We start from the raw sequence: 24,141 nt of genomic DNA, 5'->3' as shown, positions 1-24,141 counted from the left end.
TTTTAATAGTTTAAGTACTGAATCTCTAATTGTGTTTGATTATAACGAAGGACATTATCTAAATAATCCACTTGTATGATTGTGGCATTTTCTAGGCTTTGGATGTATTGAAAAAAATCAATTTCACCATGTTTATAACTCATATTTCCAACTTTTATAATCTCATCTGATAATTTTTTCCCAAATTGATTGTAGTAGTTTATCGCCTCTTGATATTTGGCTAACTCTTGCTGTTTCTGACTTAAATAGTTGTCAATCCTGAACGTTTCATTTTGCTTTTGTTGTTCCCAACTTTCCAGTTCTAATTGCGCTACCTTCGATTTAGATACATTGCCTCCGTATAAAATTGGTACTGCAATACCTACTTGAAATCCATTCAAAGATTGGGAAATCCCTTTATTCGAACCTCTAAAGACATCAAAGTGTAAATCAGGTAACCAGTTTTGTTTTTGCAGTTTTAATTGACTTTCATAATTTTTACTAACAGTCTCTAAATAGGACTGATGAATATTTCTATTTGATTCATTACTGAAAGATTTTAAAGGACTAATTGTACTGCTTTTTATCAGTATTTCATCTTCGGATTGCACCCAATTTTGCATTGTGACATAGGCTGCTTTCTTTTCGTTTCCTATTTGCGTTAGCTTGGTTTTTATTTGTCTAAATTTTGCTTCAGCAGTAATTTTTTCTAAATAATTGGTTTCGCCCAATTCAAATCTTCTATTGCTCGCTGTTGAGAAATTATGATACAAACTATCCAGATAATGATACAGTTTTTCTTGATGTTGTAAAAATACTATTTGGTGGTACGTTTTGGCGATTTCGTATGACAGTTTGTTTTTCTGAATTTCAAAATTGGCTTTCTCTTTTTCAAATTCTGTTGCATTGGCTTTTTTTCGAGCACCATAAACCGTAGGAAAATCAAATCGTTGCTGGAGTCCAAATACCTTTAGCGGCTCATTGTTATACGCAATATTATTCTGGTCATAATTGTAATAAATATTGGTTTTATCGAATGTAAATGCGCTGTTTATATTCGCTTCGTATTTGGCTACCTGCAATTGGTATGCTTTTAAACCTTTGTTATTATTAATTCCTTTTATAATCAGAGTATCTAATTCGGTTGAAGGGTTTTGTGCAAAACCTAAAGTAGAACTCAATATAAATAACAGCATATAGGTCGCACTCTGGTGTTTTTTAAACTTCGGTTTTTTAAATTCTTTTTCGTCAAATAATTTATATAAAATAGGCAATACGATCATCGTTAAAATAGTTGCTGTAAACAAACCACCAATGACAACGGTTGCTAAAGGACGTTGTACCTCTGCCCCTGCAGATGATGAAATAGCCATGGGTAAGAACCCAAGTGCTGCTGCTGCTGCAGTTAATAATACGGGACGCAAGCGATCTGTGGTTCCTTTTAAAATAAGTTCGTCTATATTTTTCATTCCTTGGTGTTTTAATTCTTTAAAATGCTCAATTAATACGATTCCGTTTAGCACTGCGATTCCGAATAATGCAATGAACCCCACTCCTGCTGAAATACTAAAAGGAAGATCACGTATCCAAAGAAATAATACGCCACCCACTGCAGATAAAGGAATAGCGGAGTAAACCATTAAAGCTTCTTTTACAGATCCAAAGGCAAAATACAATAAGATAAATATTAAAAACAAGGCAATAGGAACAGCGATCATCAACCTTGCTTTTGCAGATTGCAGATTCTCAAACTGTCCGCCATATTGCACATAATAACCCGTTGGTAACTTAACTTCTGTGTCTACAATTTTTTGAATATCTGTCACTACGGATTGTAAATCTCTGTTGCGAACATTGATTCCTACTACAATTCTCCTATTGGTATTGTCTCTCGAAATTTTGGCTGGACCTTGCGTATATTCAATTGATGCAAGCTGTTCTAATGGCACTTGTTCTCCCGTTGCTGTTGTAATATACAGCTCTTTCAAATCGTTGATACTTTTTCTATTAGTTGCATCCAATCGGATGACCATGTCAAAGCGTTTTTCTCCTTCAAATACGTTTCCTACCGTTTTACCAGCAAAACCGAGGGCTATCATTTCATTCAAATCGGAAATATTCAAACCGTAGCGCGCTATTTTAGAACGATCATATCTCACGGTCATTTGCGGTAAGCCTTCGGTTTTTTCGATAATAATATCCGATGCTCCTTCTACTTTGGCAATCGCTCTCTTGATTTCACCTGCTTTTCGAGCCAAAACATTTAAGTCTTCTCCAAAAATCTTAACAGCAACATCAGATCGCGTCCCTGAAATTAATTCGTTAAATCGCATTTCTATGGGTTGCGTAAATTCAATTTCCATATTTGGAATTTGTTCTTCGATTTTAGCTTTTATTTTGTCTGCCAACTCATCTTTCGTATTAGCTGAAACCCATTCAGATTTTGGTTTTAACTTTACGATTACATCACTTTCCTCCATGCTCATTGGATCTGTAGGAACTTCGGCAGCACCAATACGGCTTACCACTTGATCCACTTCGGGGAAGTTTTTAAGGATGATTTTTTCGATTTTAGTTGTGGTTGCAATCGTTTTGGTTAATGTAGTTCCGGTTTTAAGCACGGGTTGAATCACAAAATCACCCTCGTCTAAGGTTGGTATAAACTCTCCTCCCATCGTTATAAATAAAATGATCGCCATCACTAAAAGACTTCCTGCGCCATACAATACTTTTTTAGTATTTACCAATGCCCATGTGATAATAGGTAAATACCATGAATTTAATTTGCGAATCAATCTACTCGAAATCGATTTTGGATTTTCGATAGTCGGTTTTAAAAATAATGAAGAAACTACAGGCACATACGTAAAACAGAAAATCATAGCCCCAACTAAGGCAAAACTGAACGTCATGGCCATAGGTTTAAACATTTTACCTTCTATACCTGAAAGTGAAAGAATAGGAATAAAAACGATTAAGATAATCAACTGACCAAAAATAGCCGAATTCATCATCTTGGAAGCACTTTTATACGTGATTTGGTCTATTTCTAGTTGACTTTCTTCCTTAGACATGGGACCTAATTGTGCCGCTTTATTGGCAATTTGAAATGCAATAAATTCGACAATAATCACGGCACCGTCAATGATGATTCCAAAATCAATAGCACCTAAACTCATTAAATTAGCATCGATACCAAAAATATTCATTAGTGAAATAGCAAACAGCAAACAAAGCGGAATCACCGAGGCCACCACCAATCCAGAGCGCCAGTTTCCTAATAACAACACGACTACAAAAATTACAATCAGACAGCCCAAAATAAGGTTTTCGGCCACCGTAAAAGTAGTTTTGGCAACTAATTCACTTCGTTCCAGAAAGCCGTTGATATAGACGCCTTCAGGCAATGACTTTTCAATAATAGCAATTCGAGCTTTGACATCATTAATGACTTGTTTCGAGTTGGCACCTTTTAACATCATCACTTGACCTAGTACTTTTTCGCCTTCGCCATTTCCTGTTATGGCTCCAAAACGATTGGCATGACCAAAACGAACATCAGCCACATCTTTAATGTAAATAGGAAAACCATTACTGTTTTTCACCACTATATTTTGAATGTCTTCAAGGCTATTCACTTTACCCTCGGCACGAATGAAATAACTTTGATTTACTTTTTCGATATAAGCACCACCTGCAATACTATTGTTTTTTTCAAGTGCAGTAAACACATCTGTAGTAGCAATATTCATTGCTTTGAGTTGTGCCGGATTGATTGCTATTTCATATTGTTTTAAGTAGCCACCCCAGGTATTTATTTCGACAACACCTTTTATTCCGGACAATTGACGTTTTACAATCCAATCTTGAATCGTACGCAAATCTGTAACCGTATAATTATTTTTAAATTCGGGTGTAACTTCTAATGTGTATTGGTAAATTTCGCCTAATCCCGTAGTAATAGGTCCCATTGTGGGAGTTCCAAAACCTGCTGGAATTTTTTCCGAAGCCGATTTAATTTTCTCAGCGATTAATTGCCTTGGCAAATAGGTTCCTAGATTGTCCTCAAAAACAATAGTAACAACCGATAATCCAAATTTTGAAATGGAACGAATTTCTTTAACTCCAGGTAAATTAGCCATTTCGATTTCTACTGGATACGTAATGTATTGTTCAATATCCTGAGTAGATAAATTTCCAGAAGTGGTGATCACTTGAACCTGATTATTGGTTACATCAGGCACCGCTCCTATTGATAATTGGAAAACAGAAAAAATTCCAAATCCAAAAACAGCGAGTGTAAAAAGGAGAACGATCAGTTTATTTTTTAAGCTAAAAGCTATAATTTTCTCTAACATAAATATTTTATTTTGATGCTCCAAAATTAAAATATAAAGATATATATAAACTTAAGATAGCCTTAAGGGATTCTTAACTAATGCTTAATTAAAATGAAGTTTTACTTGTGTTCCTTCATTTAATTGACTTGAAACAGAGATTTCAATCTTTAATAATTCACACAAACGGCTCACGATAGAAAGACCTAGACCATTTCCTTTGATATCAAGTTGATCAATAGATTGCGAACGAAAGAAAGGATTGAATATTTTTTTTAAATCTTCGGTGGGAATTCCAATTCCTGTATCATTAATTTCACAAATAACTTGACCATTGACTTCCTTTACAATAACGGTAAGTTGATCCTTCGATCTAGAGTATTTAACTGCATTTGAAATCAAATTGTTTATAATTATGGCAACCAAATAACGGTCGTTATTAATATAAGACGCTGCTAGCAATTGCGTATTAATTTGCATATTTTTATCATCAATAAGTGTCGCATAACTTGAAAGTGTCTCCATTATAATTGTGTTCAATGATATCTTTTCAATTTTCAAAGATTGATTGTTATTTTCATATCGGGCCAGCAAAAGCAATTGATCTACAATCGTATTTAAACGATTCACCTCTGTGATACAATAATTAATTTTTTCTTGATATTCTTCGTTATTACGAGGTTTTCGTATTAAAACTTCAAGTGTTCCTTTAATAACAGTAAGTGGTGTTCGAAGTTCATGTGATGCATCAGAGGTAAACTGTTTTTCCCTCTCAACTGCTGTTTCTATTCGGTTTAAAAGATTATTTATCGTTTGAGATAAAATATACAACTCGTCTTTCTTAGCAGGTAATGGAATGCGCGACTTCAAATTATCCTTGGTAATAATATTAGAAGTTTCTATGATAGCGCTAATGGGTTTTATGCTTCGTCCAGCTATAAAACGAGCTATTAAAAACAAAATTATCAGAATTAAAGGAAAAGCGATTATCAGTATTTCAGATAAGTTATGTAGTACCATAGAAGCGTCTTCTAGTGACATAGCTATTACTAAATATCCAATTACTTCTTTTTTATCGTAAATAGGAACTTGAATTTGTCTGATTTTGTTTTTCAGAATGGTGGTATCAAACAGTTCGTTGTTCTCTACATCTTTATTAAAATGTAAAAACTGTTTCTTTAAGTTGGGAGATTTTTCAACTACTTCATTCTTATTGTTTAGAAACTGAATAAAAACGGGATTTACATCGACGGTATTGTGCTCACGCTCCATCCATTCTTCCATATGGATCAGAAAAAAAGCGTTGTTTTTAATTTCGATTTCGTTAAGGTGGTTTTGCACCTCCTTTGCAATATCCGTATTCACATGGTTGTAAACACTAAATTTGACAATAGTATAGATTGCAAAAAACACCACACAGATTAATAATCCAGTGGTAAAAATATAGTTAGAAGCTATTCTATTTTTAAACGAAAATTTTTTCATCCTTCATGCTCATTAGCAATGTATCCTACACCACGTACGGTTTTAATATAGTCTTCCTCTATTTTTAGATTTAATTTTTTACGTATTCCATTAATAAAAACATCAATAACACCCGTATCGTATTCAAAATGAATGTCCCATACGTCTTCAATAATTTGATTTCGAGTACACACTTTACCTTTGTTTTTAATGAGATAATACAACAACTCAAATTCTCGTTGTGTTAATGAAACAGGCGCTTTATCAACCGTTACATAGTGCTTCGTTTTATTAATTGCTATAGTCCCAAGAGTTAGGATATCTTCTAAAATTTGATTTCTAAAATGAATTTTAATGCGTTCTACCAATTCTTCAAAGCTAAATGGTTTTTTTATATAATCATTGGCTCCAGCTTTTAAACCTTCAACGGTTTCTTGCACAGTATCTTTGGCCGTTAAAAAAAGTATGGGAACTTTACTATCTGTTATCCTAATAGCTTTACATAAATCGATACCACTCATTTTTGGCAACATCCAATCTAGTAAAATCAAATCAAAACTAGTATTCTGAATGAGTTCAAAACCTTCAACACCATCCGTTGCTGTTGTGATAGTATATCCCTCCTCTTCCAGTCCTTGCTTTAAAAACTGGATAATACCTAACTCGTCTTCCACTAGTAAAATATGCATTTCTAAGTAATTTTATTGTACTTCAAACTTAAACCCAAACGAAGCAATATTGGCTGCTAGTCCATCACTTCTTTGATACAGGGTTCAAAATACAAATCAATTGACCTTACTATTTAAATAATAACGTTCTATAATTGTAGTTGGACAAATTTAACTTAAAAATAAAATAGATGTTACTAATCGAAACTATTCTTAAGCTAAAATTAAGAATGCAATAGTGTGCTGACTAGACCTATTATATGTACTAAATTGTATATTTTTGCCTAAAATTATTCAAATATGACTTTTTTAAAAAAATTATCTCCTTTTTACAATCTTATTATTTTTTATGTACTAGTAAGTTTCGTGTTGCGAATTGTATTGCTTTTTCATCCGATTACACAGTCATCGTTTAAAATAATCGACGCAATCAAAATATTTTCTTTAGGATTAATCTCTGATATTTTTGTGTTTGTTTTAGCCTCTGGATTTTTATGGCTGTATTTAATTTTTATTTCGAATACTAAATACCTGAAACCATACGGATACATCATTTTGGGCTTTTTCATTGCTATTTTATTGTATATTCTATCGGGTAAATCGATTCTTCACGAGTATGGCGGGGCATTACCTGAAATAGGTTTGGCCTTTGTAGGATTAAAAACTATACTTTTTGGACTGTTCCTTTTCTTACCCAAACAGCGTGATAAAATTAGATTTTGGTTGTTTAGTTTTGTTATGTTTCTCTTTGTTGTTTTGATTTTGCAAAACGCCATTAGCGAGTACTTCTTTTGGAATGAATTTGGTGTGAAATATAATTTTATCGCGGTTAATTATCTGGTTTACACCAATGAAGTAATAGGAAATATTATGGAGTCCTATCCTGTTGTCCCATTATTTTCTGGCTTGTTTTTAATTGCGGGAATAGTAACCTATTTCATTGTAAAGCGTTCAAAAAACTACATTGTAAACATTCCTACTTTTGCAGAAAAAATCAAAATATCAGTTTTGTATTTTGCTTTATTCGCATTTTCATTAGTAGCTGTTCCAGCATTAGCAACAGCTGAAAATTCTCAAAATATTTTTGCTAATGAACTACAATCTAACGGAATGTATAAGTTTTATTTGGCTTTCATGAATAGTGAATTGGATTACTTCAAATTCTACAAAACACTGCCAGAGCAAGAAGCGTACGCCCAATTAAACCAACAAATTCCTGGTATTGCAACTCAATCTACTTTAAGAGATATTAAAGGAGCGGCAGCCGAAATGCATAAAAATGTAGTTTTAATTACTATCGAAAGCTATAGTGCTGACTTCATGGAAGTCTACGGAAGCGATAAAAAAATCACTCCGTTTCTAGATAGCTTGGCAAAGGAAAGTTTGCTGTTTACTAATTTTTATGCTTCTGGAAATAGAACCGTTCGTGGATTAGAAGCCGTGACTTTGTGCTTACCCCCTACTGCTGGCGAAAGTGTGGTAAAAAGAAAAGATAACAAAAACAAATTTACAACAGGTAGTGTTTTTAGACAAAAAGGCTACAACGTAAAGTACTTGTATGGTGGTGATGCGTTTTTTGATAATATGGAAGATTTTTTCTCAGGAAATGGCTATGATATCGTTGATAAAAAAACCTTTAAACCAGAAGAAATTACATTTTCTAATGTGTGGGGGGTTTGCGACGAGGACATGTACAACAAAGCGATAAAGGTTATGAACGCTGAAGCAAAAGAAAACAAACCATTCTTTAATCATATTATGACGGTAAGTAATCATAGACCATTTACGTATCCAAATGATAAAATTGATATTCCTGGCGATGCAAAGTCTCGTGATGGTGGTGTAAAATACACTGATTTTGCTATGAAAAAATTCTTCGAAATGGCCAAAAAACAGCCGTGGTTTGCCAATACTGTTTTTGTAATTCTTGCTGACCACTGTGCTTCAAGTGCTGGAAAAACAGAATTGCCATTAGACAAATACCGCATTCCTGCAATGATTTACAGTCCTGGATTTATTCAACCACAACAATACAATAAATTAATGTCTCAAATAGATATTATGCCTACTGTATTTGGACTACTGAACTTTAATTATCAATCTAAGTTCTTTGGACAAGATGTTCTAAAACCAGATTACAAACCAAGAGCATTAATTGCAACTTACCAAGATTTAGGTTTGATTAAAGATGATGTTTTGACCATAATTTCACCTAAACAATCATTCAAACAATATCAATTGACGTTATTACCAAAGCCTGGTATAGCAGATAATTTTCAAATATATTACGATGAAAAACCGCTAGCAAAAGAACGAACTGATTTAGTGAATGAAACCATTTCCTTCTATCAAACTGCTTCGGACATGTTAAAGAAGAAAAAATATCAAAAAAATTAATTATAAAACAATAAAAAGCCTGTGAAATTTCACAGGCTTTTTATTGTTTTTCAAAACTAATTATTCAGCGTCTTTATCACTTTCAATTCCAAATAAATCTCCTTTAACAAATAGTTTACTGTCTTTCTTCAAGTTTTTCGCATTACGCTTAGTTAAAGAGGCAGCATCTAGATTACTTAAATCTGGTTTGCCAGCATTAACCCATGCAGTGTACCAATAACTAGCGGTAGCAGTAACAGCTTTCTTCATTTGGCTTTCAACCATTCCGTTTAAAGCCTTGTGAAATTGACCTGCATATTCATCAGTATACTTTGCGCTGTTGTATTTGTTTTTAACTACATTTCCTTCAGCATCTGTTACAAAAATCTGATTAACAGGTAAAGATGTTCTTAATCCTTTATCAGCTGCTAATAATGCTGGAACTAAACGGTGTGTATCCATAATCATATCCCAAGTTGCTTTTTCTACATTCTCATAATAATGAGCTGGTGCAACTGTAAACTTGTACTCTTTTACAAATAACTCAGGCAACCTACTTTCCCATAAAGAATGGATTCCTTTTTGATCTGTTAGTTGACCATCATGGTTATCGGATGTATGTAAAGGCATGTGTGCATCTGCAATATAATGACCTAATTCAGCCGAAATAAACAAGATTTCTGATTTTCTTTTGTCTTTAAAAGCTTGTGTCAGCTTGGCCATCATGTCTTGGATATACCAAGGTAATGTTCCGTTTTTTGATAAAAATTTATCATCATACTTCTTCTTTGCTTCTGTCATCGTTTTAGGAAAACTATCTACTGCACCAAAATTTTCCATATCAAAATAATGACGTGGCCCCTCGGCTTTATCTTGTAAAATGTATTTTCTCAAATCAGGAACGGTAGATTCTTGTGTGATAAAATCAATATGATTATAAAAAAATGACTGCATCGGTTTAGGCAACGCCATTACTGCCGCTTTGTTAATTCTTTCATGTCCTACAATTCCCCATGAGACCGTAATAAAACAAACAACAATTGCAGTTATTGTCAATACTGTAGGCTTAAACTTGATATTTTTCATTACATTTATTTATGTGAGTTACAAATGTATTTTATTTTTGTACAATTAAAAAATTATGAGTTTAAGAAAATATCAATTTATAAAGCGTAATTAATCATGTTTCGGCATCAAGGGAAAAATAGAACATTTACACATAATTTACGTTTGGCAACTTTACTTTCATTTGTTGCCGGAATCGTTAATATTTCAGGAGTTTTAGCAGTAAAAACATTAACTACAAATGTAACTGGGCATTTTGCCTTTTTTGCCGAAGAATTAATTAAACACAATTACGCTGCTGCAGTTACTTTTTTTATTTTCACCCTTTTTTTCTAATGGGTGCATTTACTTCCAATTTTCTATCTGAACTAGTTGCTCTTCGATACCCCAAATTAATGCATCTAATTCCCATTTCATTGGAAATACTTATTCTACTGTTGATAGGTGTTTACGGTACTCAAGCAGATTTATCGTCTATAGCAGGAAAATTGATCGCTTTTGCAATGCTTTTTGCAATGGGAATTCAAAATTCATTAGTTACTAAGATATCCCAATCTACGGTAAGAACTACACACTTAACAGGGCTTTTTACTGATTTAGGCATAGAATTATCCCAACTATTTTTCTACAAAAAACCAAACGAAAAAAAACATCTACATGCTAGTATTTCTTTACGGTTATCGATCATTTCTTTTTTCTTTATAGGTTGTATTTCTGGCGGTTACCTTTATACTTATTACCAAATCAAAACTGTATTTGTTGGTGCTTTTTTTTTAATGATCGCATTACTATACGACTACATTCGCTTGCAATTTTTTATTTTAAAAAGGCGAAATTTAAAGCAGCATTAATACACATAAATAATCGCGCTTAAACTAGCTAACGCTATAAATACCCATAGTACAACACCTTGCAATAATGGTAAAACGCCAACAGTTTTTAATACCTTCCAATTTAAACCTGCACCAATTAGAAACAATGTAAGTGTCAATCCTATCTTGGCAACAGAAACTATCGCAGGAGCAACAATACTCGCAGTTGGAACAAAGGTGTTCAAAAGCACGATCAAAATAAAGAAGGCTATAAAATAAGGAATCTTTATTTTCATTTCCTTACTTTTAAATAAGATCGAACTAAGTGCAGCAATGGGAATAATCCATAAAGCTCGAGCCAGTTTGACAGTCGTGGCTATTTGCAGAGCTTCAGGACCGTACTTATTGGCTGCACCTACGACTGAACTAGTATCGTGTATAGCAATAGCACACCATAAACCAAATTCTTGTTGCGACAGATGAAGCCCATGTCCTACCATTGGGAAAACAAATAAAGCGACTGAATTTAATATAAAAATTACTCCTAAAGCCACGGAAGTTTGATTTTCATCCGATTTTATAATTGGGCTAATGGCCGCAATAGCACTCCCTCCACAAATAGCGGTACCACAAGAAATTAAATGTGCTGTTTTCTTTTCAATTTTGAACCATTTTCCAACAAAGTACCCAAAAATCAACGTACCAAAAATCGAACTTACGGTAAATAAAAATCCGGATTTTCCTGCAGCCAAAGCACTGTTGATATTCATTCCAAAACCTAATCCCACAACTGAAAACTGCAATAATATAGAAGTCGCTCGGTGATTTAAATGTAAAAATGGATTCCCAGACAAATTAGCTACCACCAATCCTAATAAAAGCGCAATAGGTGTTGACACATAGCCAGATAAACAAACAAATGCTAACAGAATAAAAATAATTTGCTGCTTTCTTTTCGCCATCTCCAAAGAAAATAATGAATGGCTAGTAGTTTTAATGGGCGTATCTTCCATAGTTTGGCATCGGTTTTTATACTGCAAAGGTGATGCAATAAAAACATACTAACCAATCGTAATAAACAATCTGCTATAACTTGAAGTTATATTGATTTGCGATAGTTTTGACAAACAAGTCCGAAAGAGGATCTGTTTTACCTTGCAAACTAATAATGTAAAAAAACCTTTCGATCACTAAGTTATCAATGTCTAAGATCACTAATTCTTGATTTTTTAATTCTTTTTCGATGGCGTGAATGGATATGAAAGCCACGCAATTGGAATTAATCAAATACGATTTAATACTCTCTGTACTCCCCAGCTCCATTTCAATTTGAAGGTGTGATAGATTTATATCCAATGGTTTTAATGCATATTCTATAACTTCTAGTGTTCCAGAGCCTTGCTCGCGCATCAAGAAGCGCATTTGTAGTAACTCCTTTTTGGTTAGTTCTTTTTGAGAAATCAAAGGATTACTAGCATTACAAACTAATACGAGCTCATCTTTCAAAAATGGACTGTATTTGATCGCTTTATTTTTTGACTGTCCCTCAACAATACCTATTTCAATCTCTTTATTTAAAAGCGCATTTTCTATTTGCTCTGTGTTGCCATTTTTTAAATTCACCTTCACATCTTTCAGTTTTTGATGAAAACGCGCTAGCAATGGTGGAATAATATAATGTGAAATGGTTGTGCTTGCACCTATTCGTAACAAACCACGTTGCTGATTGATAAGCGAACTCATATCAAAATCAATTTCTCGATATACTTCAAAAATTTTATTAGTATGTGTTAATAATATCGATCCTGCATTAGTCAAAGCAATTTTATTTCCAAAACGATCAAAAAGCTTAATTTTATACGTTTCTTCTAATTCCTGAATGTGTTTTGAAACTGCCGGCTGTGTAATAAATAATTCGGTTGCAGCTTTAGTAAAACTCAATCGATTGGCCACTGTATAAAATACTTTAAGTCTAAAATCCATAATTCATAATTAGTATTAAATTACAGCAAACCGTTGTACTTACGGACAAACCATTCTGTTGAAAGGAAAATAGCAATCAAAACCAATAACCAATACCAATCTATTAATGCGGTACGAATAACCTTATTTTTCTGAATGGATTTATAAGTTTCATCGGCTAATAAAGTTTTTATTAAAACGGCTATTTGGTCCGAATAAAATAATTCCCCCTTCGTATTTAGGGCTAATTCCTTTAATTTATCAACATCAGGATTGACAAATTGTTTCTCGATATCAAAATCCAAAATTTCAAAATGACCTGCATAAGCCGTTTTTGAATTCAGCTCGGTTACTTTAAAAGTATAATTTCCGGCTGCTAATCCATCTAGATTTACTTTGTAAGCCGTGTTACTTTTTAATAAATCGTAATTCTTTGTTTGCTTTGTTTTGGTATTCATCAGCGCTATTGTCAAACGCGCTTTTTCGTCAAACTCATAATTTTTATTAAAATATTGAGCTGTGATTTCTATAGACTCACCAGAATTGTAAAAACTTTCATGATTAACAACTAACGATTTCTTAGAATTATTAGAGGCTAAAAACTGAATGATTTTATCCATGAACAAATCATATTTATCAAATGAATCCAAATTGACATGCGATTGCAAACGCCATTTCCAACTATTTTCGCCCATTAAAAAAGCAGCACGTTTTCCTTGATTTTCAGCGAAAGCTAATAAAGGTGCATTAGTAGCAATGTTTCTAATTTTCGAACTTAGTAAAACCGAAACAGAACCATTAACGGTGACTTTTCCATACGAATTCTCTAGAGGAGGGAAATTTTCAAAACCAATATCATCAGTGGCAAATAGATTAAACTGAGAATTAAAACCAGCCAAATAATCTTCTTTTTGACTACTCATTTTGAAATCTAAATTATTTTGTTGTTGATTTAAAAAAGCAAAATCAGTATGTGTTCCTGTAATGATAAAACTATTAATACCAGCTATTTTATTCTCGTCAAATATCTTTTTAAAACTACCATTTGGTTGGTATAGAATTAAAACATTATAATCGCTTAATGAATTGATCTTATTGGGATTAAATATGGTCACTTGACGCTGAGAATTAGACTCTATTGCACGTTTTAATGCTGCTATATCAGGGTGGTTAATAGCCGTTATTATTGCAATATTAGTCTTTTGATCAATAACTTCTACAGCAAATTTCTTGGTATTATTATAGGTATTAACCTCTTTTTCTCTGGACGAAAGTCGAGCTGAAAAAACCTGAGATCCTATCTTATCAGCCGTAAGCAATACTGTTGCAACTGCTGTATTTTTTGCCTTAGAAAAAGAAATGGCCTTTTTACTTAAAACCGTATTCCCTTGAGATATTGTAAAATCGGCAAGAGCATTTTTATCTCCTGAATATTGAAAAAAAACTTCTACAGGAAACTTATTTTTGTAAAATGCATATTTGTTGACATTCAGCTGCGTGATTTTAAAATCCAAAACTTTCGTTGTATCCCCTACAGCAATCGGGAAAACTTTATTATTGTTGGCAAAACTATACACATAATCGTTTCCTGTAGTTTGATTTCCGTCAGTAATAATCACAGTAGGAAAAACAACATTTTTGTGAATGCTTTTTAAATTCTTGGCTATGGCATCAAGATTGGTTTGTTTGCCTGTAAAATCAAATTGAGTATCTGATTGAAATTCCGTATCAAATCGATACGATTCAATTTCAAATTTTTGCTGCAAGTCAGCATTTGATGTTAAGGCTGCATACAATTCTTGCGTTTTATCTTTTGCTTTAAGCGCTACGATCGAACTAGAATTATCAATCACAATTGGCAAAGGTGGTTTTTCTATTTCTAAAGTATTCCTTGTAACTACAGGATTGATCAACAACAGTAAAATTCCGAATACGGATAAAAAACGCAAAAAAGCCAAAAACAAATTCAGCTTTGAATTGTTTTTGGCCTTGTAAATATATTGAAAAAATGACAAACCTCCAGCAACTAATAATGAAAGAACAACTAATAGTACGGTGTTTAAAGTCATATGATTTATATTTGATTCAAAAATAAAAAAATTAGAGAATCTTTACATCTTTCAATCATTAAATTTTTAAATATTAGGTAAGCATTCCTCCACAAACATTCAAGACTTGTCCTGAAATGTAAGCACTCATGTCAGATGCTAAAAATAAACACGCATTGGCAACATCTTCTGTAGTTCCTCCGCGTTTCAACGGAATCCCATCTCTCCATCCTTGAACCACATCATCATTCAATTTTGCAGTCATTTCAGTTTCAATAAATCCCGGAGCAATTGCATTACAACGGATGTTACGAGATCCTAATTCCAGCGCTACAGATTTTGTAAATCCGATAACTCCAGCCTTAGACGCAGCATAATTCGTTTGTCCTGCATTTCCTTTTACCCCTACTACACTACTCATGTTGATGATAGATCCAGCACGTTTTTTCAAGAAAGTTCTTTGAACTGCCTTAGTCATGTTAAAAACCGACTTTAAATTAACGTCAATTACTTGGTCAAAATCAGCCTCAGACATACGCATAAGCAGGTTGTCCTTAGTAATTCCAGCATTATTAATCAAAATATCCACCGTACCAAATTCAGCAATTACAGCATCTACCATCGTTTGCGCTTCGTTAAAATCGGCAGCGTTTGACTGGTATCCTTTCGCTTTAATTCCTAAAGCGTTCAATTCATTTTCTAATGCTAATGCCGATTCTACAGATGAACTGTACGTAAACGCCACATTTGCTCCATGTTTTGCAAAAACTTCTGCGATTCCTTTCCCAATTCCACGACTTGCGCCAGTAATAATTGCCACTTTTCCTTCTAGTAATTTCATATTCAAAAGTTAGTTTAATTTTTATTTGAAGCTATTCCTGCTATCCACTTCAATCTTTTATTTTTTTAAAGAAAAAAAATAAAAGGATTTCCGCTGCTATCAGGGCTACCTTAGACTTGTCAAATATAGAATAATTCCCTTTTTAAAAAAAGTTTCAAATTCAATAAGTACCTAAAATGAACCGATTCTAAATATCCAAGAATCGTTTTACTAATTTATCCCAAAAAGAGCTATAAATAGCAACCAAGGTAAAAATAAACAAAAATAAATGATACCAAGCATTTCCAAGCAAATCCATGAAGTCTAGTTTACCATTAGCAAAACTCAAAATCAATAAAACTTGTGCTCCATAAGGTAAAATTCCTTGAATAACGCAAGAGAAAATATCTAGAATTGCCGCTGTTTTCTTTGAACTCAAATTGTACTCATCATTAATCTCCTTTGCAATTCCACCAGTAATCACAATAGATACGGTATTATTTGCGATAGCAACATTTGCAAAACCTACCAAAGCTCCTATGCCCGCTTGCGCTGATTTTTTACTTTTTATACGTTTTTTAATTTGGTACAATAAAAAATCAATTCCGCCCGCTTTATCCACCATTGCTGCCAGACCACCTGTAAGCATCGAAAGCAAAAAGATTTCAGTCATACTGGTAAACCCTTCATAAATTTTTCGAGCAAATTCCATCAAAGTAAAATGATTGCCATAAAAACCTATTATTCCCGCAAGAACCGTCCCAATAACCAAAGTCGCAAAAACATCTACTCCCACAAGTGCAAGTACGATAACCAATACATAAGGAACAATTGCAATCCATTCAAAACTCGTCTTAGGAATCGCCACAGCGATTATATCTGAGTTCAAACCCAAATAAAAGAAAACTAAAATGGTAATAAGTGCCGCTGGAAAAGCGATAAATAAATTGACCTTAAACTTATCCTTCAATTCACAACCCAAAGATTGTGTAGCCGCAATGGTAGTGTCAGAAATCATAGATAAATTATCTCCCAACATGGATCCACCAAGTAAAGCACCTGCAATCAATGGCAAAGAAGCACCACTAGAAGCTGCCAGATTTACAGCAATAGGCCCAATTGCTACAATTGCTCCTACTGATGTTCCTGTTGCTGTAGATAAAAATGCAGCTATTAAAAATATCCCCAAAGGAAAATAAGCGACATCAATAGTATTAATCCCTAGACTTACTACAGCATCTACTCCACCCATGGCTTTACTTACCACTGCAAATGCACCTGCCAAAAGATAAATCAAACACATAGTCATGATTTTACTCTCACCACAACCAGCAATCAAAGTTGCCACTTTTTCTTCGGTAGAATTTTTAAACAACAAAAAAGCTCCTATAATACCCAACATTACAGCTATTGGAGCCGGTAAAGCATAAAAATCGTCCAGCCATATACCTGCACCCAAAAAAGTAAAAATAAAAATTAACAAAGGAATTAAAGCGTAAGCGTTTCCCTTTTTTTTAAATAAATCTGTCATAAATCAATTTTATAATGAAATGATTATAACGAATTGCGATAGCTAAATTATGGGAATGTAAAACAACATTTTTTCCAAAGGATTTGGCTTATCGTTTTAGCACCTTGCTCGTTGTTGCAGGTTGCTATCTCATTTAGAGATTCGTGATAACGGCTGCAAAAGTACTTATAAAAATGCTAATAAAACAACAGTTAGTATAATTTTACGAATTAAAAACAAAAAAGCCTTACCGAAGTAAAGCTTTAAATATAAAATATAAAAAGGTTAATTGCTTAGAAAGCAACATTCCATCTAGGTAGTTTTCCGTTTTCATCAAGGAAGTTTTGTAAAACTTGACCTTCAACAGCAGTAGGAATTCCTTTAGCATCAGCGCTAAAAGTTTCGTACCATACTACTTCTAGAGTATTGATGTTTTCTTTTAACATTTGTGCTGGCCAAGAATATTTTCTTCCAGTTTTAGCAAATTGGTGCCCTTCCACAATTTTATCGTTTAAGCCACCATTTTTGATTTTCAAAGAACCATCGTTTTGAACAGTTCCAGTAGAACCTACCATGATTAACTCTTTTTCATCTCCAACTGCATAAACCAAAAATACTCCACTTCCTTCAGAAGCGTTACATACTTGCTCTAGGCTATCATCTGCTGTAAAAGTAAAACTGTCGCTTACTTTAAACTTTTTTAATTCTTTGTACATCTTTCTATTGTATTAATATTAAATAAAATGCCTCACAAAAAAGTGAGGCATCTTTATAATGAAAAGTTTTCATTGGTAATTTTTCAATTAACCGATAACTTCTTTAACTTTTTTACCAATCTCAGCAGGAGAATCTACTACGTGGATTCCACACTCTCTCATGATTTGTTTCTTAGCTTCTGCAGTATCGTCAGATCCACCAACAATAGCACCTGCGTGACCCATTGTACGACCAGCTGGAGCAGTAACTCCCGCTATAAATCCTACTACTGGCTTACGGTTACCATCAGCTTTAATCCAATGAGCAGCATCAGCTTCTAATTGACCACCAATTTCACCTATCATTACGATACATTTAGTTTCTGGGTCATTCATTAATAGTTCAACCGCTTCTTTAGTAGTTGTTCCAATGATTGGGTCTCCACCAATACCAATAGCAGTAGTGATTCCTAATCCTTGTTTTACTACTTGGTCAGCAGCTTCATAAGTTAAAGTTCCTGATTTAGAAACAATACCTACAGTACCTTTTTTGAAAACAAAACCTGGCATAATACCAACTTTAGCTTCACCTGGAGTAATGATACCAGGACAGTTAGGTCCAATTAATCTAGCATTTCTTTCTTTTACGTAAGCATTAGCTTTGATCATATCAGCAACTGGAATACCTTCAGTAATTGCAATAATAACTTTAATTCCTGCATCAGCAGCTTCCATAATTGCATCAGCAGCAAAAGCAGGTGGTACAAAAATGATAGTTGTGTCAGCACCAGCTTGATCAACAGCATCTTGAACAGTATTAAAAACTGGACGATCTAAGTGAGTTGTTCCCCCTTTTCCTGGAGTAACACCACCCACTACATTAGTACCGTATTCAATCATTTGAGAAGCATGGAAAGTTCCTTCGCTTCCTGTAAATCCTTGAACAATTATTTTGGAATCTTTATTAACTAAAACACTCATGATATATATTTTATGTGATTTTTAAATTTGTCTTGCAAAAGTAAGGTTTTGAAAATTATTTTTGGCCCTTTATTATCAAAATAAATTAGGATAATTGACTCATTTGATACCCTCTGTATAATTTATTGTCTTTTATTTGCCAAATTACCATAAAATGAGCCAATAACATCTCTTCTCTAGGGTTCTCAATTGTTTTTACAAAATGAGAATAGCGAACCGTTACAAAATCATTTTCGGATACAATATGACTTATTCTTACTTTCGAACGTACGTATGCTTTACTTAATTCATCGGATATATTGACAACTGAATCGTAATTAAGCTGAACGAAGCCTTTACTACTATTCCAATCTAAGATAATCTCCGGATGCAAATATTCTTTCATAATGCTACTATCAATAAGCGCATCTGACTTATAAAACTTTTGAATCAATTCTTTTTCAGACATAATTATTTCAATTTTTGGAGTAACTCAGGTATTTTTTTTATGTTAGCCAATTGTTTCAACTTCTCTCTAGATTCTTCAATTGGCGTACCAAAATAAGATTTTCCACCTTCCACAGATTTTGTAACTCCTGTTTGGCCTAAAATTACTGCTTTTTTTCCTATTGTAATACCACTTGTAGTACCTACTTGTCCCCAAATAGTCACTTCGTCTTCTATAATTACACAACCTGCAATACCAGTTTGAGAAGCAATTAAACATTTTTTACCTATAACGGTATCATGACCTACATGAACTTGATTGTCTAATTTTGTTCCTTCTCCAATAGTGGTATCACCAGTAACCCCTTTGTCAATAGTACAAAGTGCACCAATACCCACATTATCAGCAATAACCACTCGACCACCCGAAATTAGCTGATCAAAGCCGTCTTCTCGTTTTTTATAATAAAAAGCATCAGCTCCTAGAATAGTTCCTGCGTGAATAATTACATTGTTGCCAATAACCGTATTGTCATAGATAGAAACATTGGAGTGAATCAAGCAATTTTGCCCAATGACTACATTATTTCCAATAAAACAATTAGGTTGTATAATGGTATGAAGTCCAATTTTTGCAGAAGCGGCAATAGCAGCATTCGATGATTGAAAAGGATTAAAGTGCTTGGTTAATGTATTAAAATCTCGAAAAGGATCTTCCGAAATTAATAATGCTTTTCCCTCTGGACAATCCACTTTTTTATTAATTAAAATAATAGTTGCCGCCGAGTTTAAAGCTTTATCATAATATTTAGGATGGTCTACAAACACAATATCGCCAGGTTCTACGACATGTATTTCATTCATTCCTAAAACTTGAAACTGTTCATCACCAACAAACTCACATTGAAGTAAATTTGCAATATTGATTAAAGATTGTGCTTGTTTAAATTTCATTTATTGAATTTTAGTTTTGGTTTTCAAATCGTCTATTAACATTCTGAAAACCAAAACATATAAAAACTATTCCTTCACACGCTCCATGTAGTTTCCAGAAGCAGTATCTATTTTAATTTTATCACCTTCATTGATGAACAAAGGTACATTTACGCTCGCACCGGTTTCAACCGTAGCCGATTTTGTTGCGTTTGTAGCTGTATTTCCCTTAATACCAGGCTCTGCATAAGTTACTTCAAGTACTACTGATGCAGGCATATCTACTGAAAGAGGTAAATCAGTTTCGGTATTGATACTTACCATAACACTTTCACCTTCTTTTAATAAATCTGGTGAATCTAAGATATTCTTATTCAATGAAATTTGCTCAAATGACTCCGTGTTCATGAAATGAAACTCATCACCTTCAGGATATAAAAACTGAAATTTATGGTTTTCAACTCTAACTTCTTCAATTTTATGACCAGCACTAAAAGTGTTATCTAACACTTTACCGTTACTCAAACTTCTTAATTTTGTTCTAACAAAAGCAGGTCCTTTCCCTGGTTTAACATGAAGAAATTCAATGATTTTGTAAATATCATTGTTATATTTAATACACAATCCGTTTTTGATGTCTGATGTAGATGCCATTTTTTTTTATTTGAGCTAGTAGGTTTTGCCAATTAGCAATTTATAATTATTTTTTTTATTTATTTGAAACTAAAAACTAATATTAGAGTAATAGCTTTTTAATAATTCCCAGTATACCCTTTCATTACACCTCTTGATGAATTTCTAATAAAATCTATGATTTCATCTCTTTCTGGAGTTGCTTCCATCTCCCCTTCTATAATCCCTACAGCTTGCGTTACGTTGTAGTTCTTTTGATAAAGAATCCTGTAAATTTCCTGTATTTCTTTAATTTTTTCTGAGGTAAAACCTCTTCTTCTTAGTCCTACAGAGTTAATACCTACATAAGACAAAGGCTCTTTGGCTGCTTTTGTATAAGGAGGCACATCTTTTCGTACTAATGAACCACCTGAAACCATAGCGTGATCTCCTACACTGATGAATTGATGAATTGCCGCCAATCCACCTATAACTGCATGGTTACCAATAGTAACATGACCACCTAAAAGCACGCCGTTTACAATAATCGCATTATTACCCACATGACAATCGTGAGCAATATGTGCTGCAGCCATGATCAAGCAATTGTTACCAATGACTGTTTGACCAGAAGCGATAGTTCCTCTATTTATTGTTACACATTCTCTAATGGTACAATTGTCTCCAATTATAGCTAAAGAATCCTCTCCTCCAAATTTTAAATCCTGTGGTACTGCCGAAATTACTGCACCAGGAAATATGTTGCAATTTTTACCTATTCTTGCGCCTTCCATGATTGTAACATTCGAACCTATCCAAGTTCCATCACCAATAACTACATTATTATGAATGGTTGTAAATGGTTCTATTACAACATTTTTGGCGATTTTAGCGCCAGGATGAACATATGCTAACGGTTGATTCATCTGCTTTTTTTTATATTAATATTTTATGACGAATAAAATTGTACTAATTACTTATATACAACTACTTCCTTTTTGTTTTATTGCTTTTTAGCAATTTGAGCCATTAGTTCCGCTTCAGCAACTAGTTTCCCATTTGCGTAAGCATTAGCTTGCATATGACAAATTCCTCTTCGAATAGGTGTAATCAAATCACATTTAAAAATCAAAGTATCACCTGGTAATACCTTGTGTTTGAATTTAACATTATCAATTTTCATAAAATAAGTTAAATAATTTTCTGGATCTGGAACTGTGCTTAGCACTAAAATTCCTCCCGTTTGTGCCATCGCTTCAACTATTAAAACTCCTGGCATTACCGGTGCTTCTGGAAAATGACCAACGAAAAAATTCTCGTTCATCGTTACATTTTTCATCCCTACCACATGACTTTCTGACATTTCAATAATCCTATCAATCAATAAAAATGGCGGTCTATGCGGAAGCACAGCCATAATTTTATGAATATCCATCAATGGCTCTAAATTCAAATCATAAACAGGAACATAATTTCTTTGTTCGATTTTAATGATTTTTGCCATCTTTTTAGCAAACTGCGTGTTTACAAAATGTCCTGGTTTATTAGCAATTACTTTACCTTGAATCTTGGTACCTATTAAAGCTAAATCACCTACTACATCGAGTAATTTATGTCTTGCAGCTTCATTAGGATAATGCAATGTAAGGTTATCTAAAATTCCGTTTGGCTTAACGTTAATAACGTCTTTACCAAAAGCAACTTTTAAGTTCTCCATTGTTGCTGCTGATATTTCTTTATCAACATATACAATTGCATTATTCAAATCACCTCCTTTTATTAGACCATTGTCCAATAAAGTTTCTAATTCGTGTAAAAAACTAAAAGTTCTAGATTGAGCTATATCGGTCTTAAAATCAGCTATACTTTTCATATTGGCATTTTGAGTACCTAAAATTTTAGTACCAAAATCAACCATTGTAGTAACTGAATAGCTGTCACTTGGCATGATTAAAATTTCACTGCCAGAAGCTTCATCCGTGAATGAAATAACTTCCTTAACAACGTAAACATTTCGTTTTGCATTTTGTTCTTCAATACCCGCTTTTTCAAGAGCTTCTACAAAATATTTAGAAGATCCATCCATAATAGGAAGTTCTGAAGCGTTTAGTTCCACAATAACGTTATCAAGGTCACATCCTACTAAAGCAGCTAAAACGTGCTCTGGAGTTTGTATCTTAACACCTAGTTTTTCTAAATTGGTACCTCTTTGTGTATTTACCACATAATTTGCATCTGCTTCAACAACTGGTTGTCCCTCAAGATCTACTCTTATAAAAGTAAATCCATTATTAACTGGAGCAGGTTTAAAAGTCATTTTCACTTCTTTCCCTGTATGTAATCCAACTCCTGTTAGTGAGATTTCCGCTTTGATGGTTCTTTGTTTAACCATTGTTTCCATTTTTTGTGTTTATTATATGTTTCTTTAATTCTTCTACTTCGGTAACAATTTTTGGCAATTTTTTAAAATGCACGTATGATTTACTGTAGTCATTGTAGCCAAAAGCTGGACTTCCTTGTAAAACCTCATTGTCTTTAATTTTTCTACCAACTCCAGATTGTGCTTGAATGCGCACATTATCACCTATTACTAAATGTCCAGCGATACCTACTTGACCACCGATCATGCAATTTTTTCCAATTTTAGTAGAACCAGCAATTCCTGTTTGAGCAGCAATAACGGTGTTCTCCCCTATTTCTACATTATGTGCAACCTGAATTTGATTGTCTAGTTTTACTCCGTTTCTAATGATTGTAGAACCCATTGTAGCTCTATCTATTGTTGTACAGGAACCAATATCAACATTGTCTCCAATAATTACATTCCCTATCTGAGGTATTTTTTTAAAAGTTCCATCTGAATTTGGTGCAAAACCAAAACCATCAGAGCCTATGATAACACCGGAATGAACAGTAGTATTATTACCAATTATAGTGTCCGAATATATTTTGGCACCAGCAAAAATAGTGACATTATCTTTAATGACAACATTATCACCTATAAAACAATTGGGATAAATTTTCACATTGTCACCTAAAACCACATTAGCGCCTATGTAGCTAAAGCTTCCTAAATAGAGATTGTTACCATATTTTGTAGCTTCTGGAAGCACAGATGGTTGCTCAATTCCAGTCTTAATTCCTTTGGCTTGATCATAAAACTCTAATAATTTTGAAAAAGCTAAATAAGCATCAGCTACTTTTATTAGTGTAGTGTTGATTTTTGATTCTGCTGTAAAGGATTTATTTACGATTGTAATTGAAGCCTTTGTAGTATAGATATAATTATTGTATTTTGGATTTGACAAAAAAGTCAAAGATCCTTCTTTTCCTTCTTCGATTTTAGATAGCTCAAAAACTTCAGCATTGGGATTACCAACTACTTCACCTTCTAATATCCCTGCTATTTGTTCTGCTGTAAATTTCATTCCGACAAAAATATAAAAAAATAGA

18 protein-coding genes, 1 pseudogene and 1 riboswitch are annotated in these 24,141 nt (G+C 33.4%); of the genes and pseudogenes, 2 read left to right on the top strand and 17 right to left on the bottom strand.

Annotation, left to right across the window (positions count from 1 at the left end):
• Positions 1–2: 2 nt before the first annotated feature.
• The 3 genes from H8R24_RS07095 to H8R24_RS07085 form a co-directional block, all read right to left on the bottom strand.
• Positions 3–4,337 carry a CusA/CzcA family heavy metal efflux RND transporter gene (locus tag H8R24_RS07095; protein ID WP_187017886.1) on the bottom strand — a complete coding sequence of 1,445 codons (4,335 nt, stop codon included), beginning with the start codon at positions 4,335–4,337 and terminating at the stop codon, positions 3–5.
• Between the two features lie 84 nt (positions 4,338–4,421).
• Complete coding sequence (locus tag H8R24_RS07090) at positions 4,422–5,801, bottom strand: sensor histidine kinase (RefSeq protein ID WP_187017887.1); 1,380 nt, start codon at positions 5,799–5,801, stop codon at positions 4,422–4,424.
• Positions 5,798–6,469 (bottom strand): response regulator transcription factor, encoded by a 672-nt coding sequence (locus tag H8R24_RS07085; protein ID WP_187017888.1) that lies wholly within the window; start codon positions 6,467–6,469, stop codon positions 5,798–5,800. The genes H8R24_RS07090 and H8R24_RS07085 overlap by 4 nt, the downstream gene beginning before the upstream one ends.
• Positions 6,470–6,748: 279 nt before the next feature.
• Between H8R24_RS07085 and H8R24_RS07080 the strand changes: the two genes are divergently transcribed.
• On the top strand, positions 6,749–8,845 hold the full coding sequence (locus tag H8R24_RS07080; RefSeq protein WP_187017889.1) for an LTA synthase family protein: 2,097 nt from the start codon (positions 6,749–6,751) through the stop codon (positions 8,843–8,845).
• A gap of 60 nt (positions 8,846–8,905) precedes the next feature.
• On the opposite strand, the gene H8R24_RS07075 is transcribed toward H8R24_RS07080, so the two are convergent.
• On the bottom strand, positions 8,906–9,910 hold the full coding sequence (locus H8R24_RS07075; protein WP_187017890.1) for a zinc dependent phospholipase C family protein: 1,005 nt from the start codon (positions 9,908–9,910) through the stop codon (positions 8,906–8,908).
• 96 nt (positions 9,911–10,006) lie between these two features.
• On the opposite strand from H8R24_RS07075, the pseudogene H8R24_RS07070 reads away from it, so the two are divergent.
• Positions 10,007–10,740: pseudogene (locus H8R24_RS07070) on the top strand (YoaK family protein).
• Here H8R24_RS07070 and H8R24_RS07065 read toward each other — a convergent pair.
• From H8R24_RS07065 to lpxD, 13 genes are all read right to left on the bottom strand, one after another.
• On the bottom strand, positions 10,737–11,714 hold the full coding sequence (locus tag H8R24_RS07065; protein WP_187017891.1) for a YeiH family protein: 978 nt from the start codon (positions 11,712–11,714) through the stop codon (positions 10,737–10,739). The pseudogene H8R24_RS07070 and the gene H8R24_RS07065 sit on opposite strands and share 4 nt — an antisense overlap.
• A gap of 73 nt (positions 11,715–11,787) precedes the next feature.
• Positions 11,788–12,684, bottom strand: coding sequence for a LysR family transcriptional regulator (locus H8R24_RS07060; RefSeq protein ID WP_187017892.1), 897 nt, complete (start codon positions 12,682–12,684; stop codon positions 11,788–11,790).
• Between the two features lie 20 nt (positions 12,685–12,704).
• Complete coding sequence (locus H8R24_RS18280; protein WP_262891093.1) at positions 12,705–14,732, bottom strand: hypothetical protein; 2,028 nt, start codon at positions 14,730–14,732, stop codon at positions 12,705–12,707.
• A 73-nt stretch (positions 14,733–14,805) separates the two neighbouring features.
• Positions 14,806–15,552 carry a 3-oxoacyl-[acyl-carrier-protein] reductase gene (gene fabG / locus H8R24_RS07050; RefSeq protein ID WP_187017893.1) on the bottom strand — a complete coding sequence of 249 codons (747 nt, stop codon included), beginning with the start codon at positions 15,550–15,552 and terminating at the stop codon, positions 14,806–14,808.
• A gap of 187 nt (positions 15,553–15,739) precedes the next feature.
• Entirely contained in the window at positions 15,740–17,062 is a 1,323-nt protein-coding gene (locus H8R24_RS07045) for a Na+/H+ antiporter NhaC family protein (RefSeq protein WP_187017894.1), read from the bottom strand.
• A gap of 58 nt (positions 17,063–17,120) precedes the next feature.
• Positions 17,121–17,217, bottom strand: a riboswitch (SAM-I-IV-variant riboswitch).
• A 117-nt stretch (positions 17,218–17,334) separates the two neighbouring features.
• Complete coding sequence (locus H8R24_RS07040) at positions 17,335–17,757, bottom strand: hypothetical protein (RefSeq protein WP_187017895.1); 423 nt, start codon at positions 17,755–17,757, stop codon at positions 17,335–17,337.
• Positions 17,758–17,844: 87 nt separating this feature from the next.
• Entirely contained in the window at positions 17,845–18,717 is an 873-nt protein-coding gene (sucD, locus tag H8R24_RS07035) for a succinate--CoA ligase subunit alpha (protein ID WP_187017896.1), read from the bottom strand.
• A gap of 85 nt (positions 18,718–18,802) precedes the next feature.
• On the bottom strand, positions 18,803–19,165 hold the full coding sequence (locus H8R24_RS07030; protein ID WP_187017897.1) for a nuclear transport factor 2 family protein: 363 nt from the start codon (positions 19,163–19,165) through the stop codon (positions 18,803–18,805).
• 2 nt (positions 19,166–19,167) lie between these two features.
• Positions 19,168–20,097 (bottom strand): UDP-3-O-(3-hydroxymyristoyl)glucosamine N-acyltransferase, encoded by a 930-nt coding sequence (locus H8R24_RS07025; RefSeq protein WP_187017898.1) that lies wholly within the window; start codon positions 20,095–20,097, stop codon positions 19,168–19,170.
• 66 nt (positions 20,098–20,163) lie between these two features.
• On the bottom strand, positions 20,164–20,730 hold the full coding sequence (gene efp, locus H8R24_RS07020) for an elongation factor P (RefSeq protein ID WP_187017899.1): 567 nt from the start codon (positions 20,728–20,730) through the stop codon (positions 20,164–20,166).
• Between the two features lie 98 nt (positions 20,731–20,828).
• Positions 20,829–21,614, bottom strand: a complete 786-nt coding sequence (gene lpxA, locus H8R24_RS07015; protein WP_187017900.1) for an acyl-ACP--UDP-N-acetylglucosamine O-acyltransferase — start codon at positions 21,612–21,614, stop codon at positions 20,829–20,831.
• Positions 21,615–21,691: 77 nt separating this feature from the next.
• Positions 21,692–23,080 (bottom strand): bifunctional UDP-3-O-[3-hydroxymyristoyl] N-acetylglucosamine deacetylase/3-hydroxyacyl-ACP dehydratase, encoded by a 1,389-nt coding sequence (locus H8R24_RS07010; RefSeq protein WP_187017901.1) that lies wholly within the window; start codon positions 23,078–23,080, stop codon positions 21,692–21,694.
• Positions 23,073–24,116, bottom strand: a complete 1,044-nt coding sequence (gene lpxD / locus H8R24_RS07005; protein ID WP_187017902.1) for a UDP-3-O-(3-hydroxymyristoyl)glucosamine N-acyltransferase — start codon at positions 24,114–24,116, stop codon at positions 23,073–23,075. Before lpxD ends, H8R24_RS07010 begins: the two co-directional genes overlap by 8 nt.
• Positions 24,117–24,141: the final 25 nt, after the last annotated feature.

This window comes from Flavobacterium muglaense (assembly GCF_014305155.1).
Lineage (GTDB): Bacteria > Bacteroidota > Bacteroidia > Flavobacteriales > Flavobacteriaceae > Flavobacterium > Flavobacterium muglaense.
This window is presented reverse-complemented; position numbering and strand designations above follow the sequence as displayed.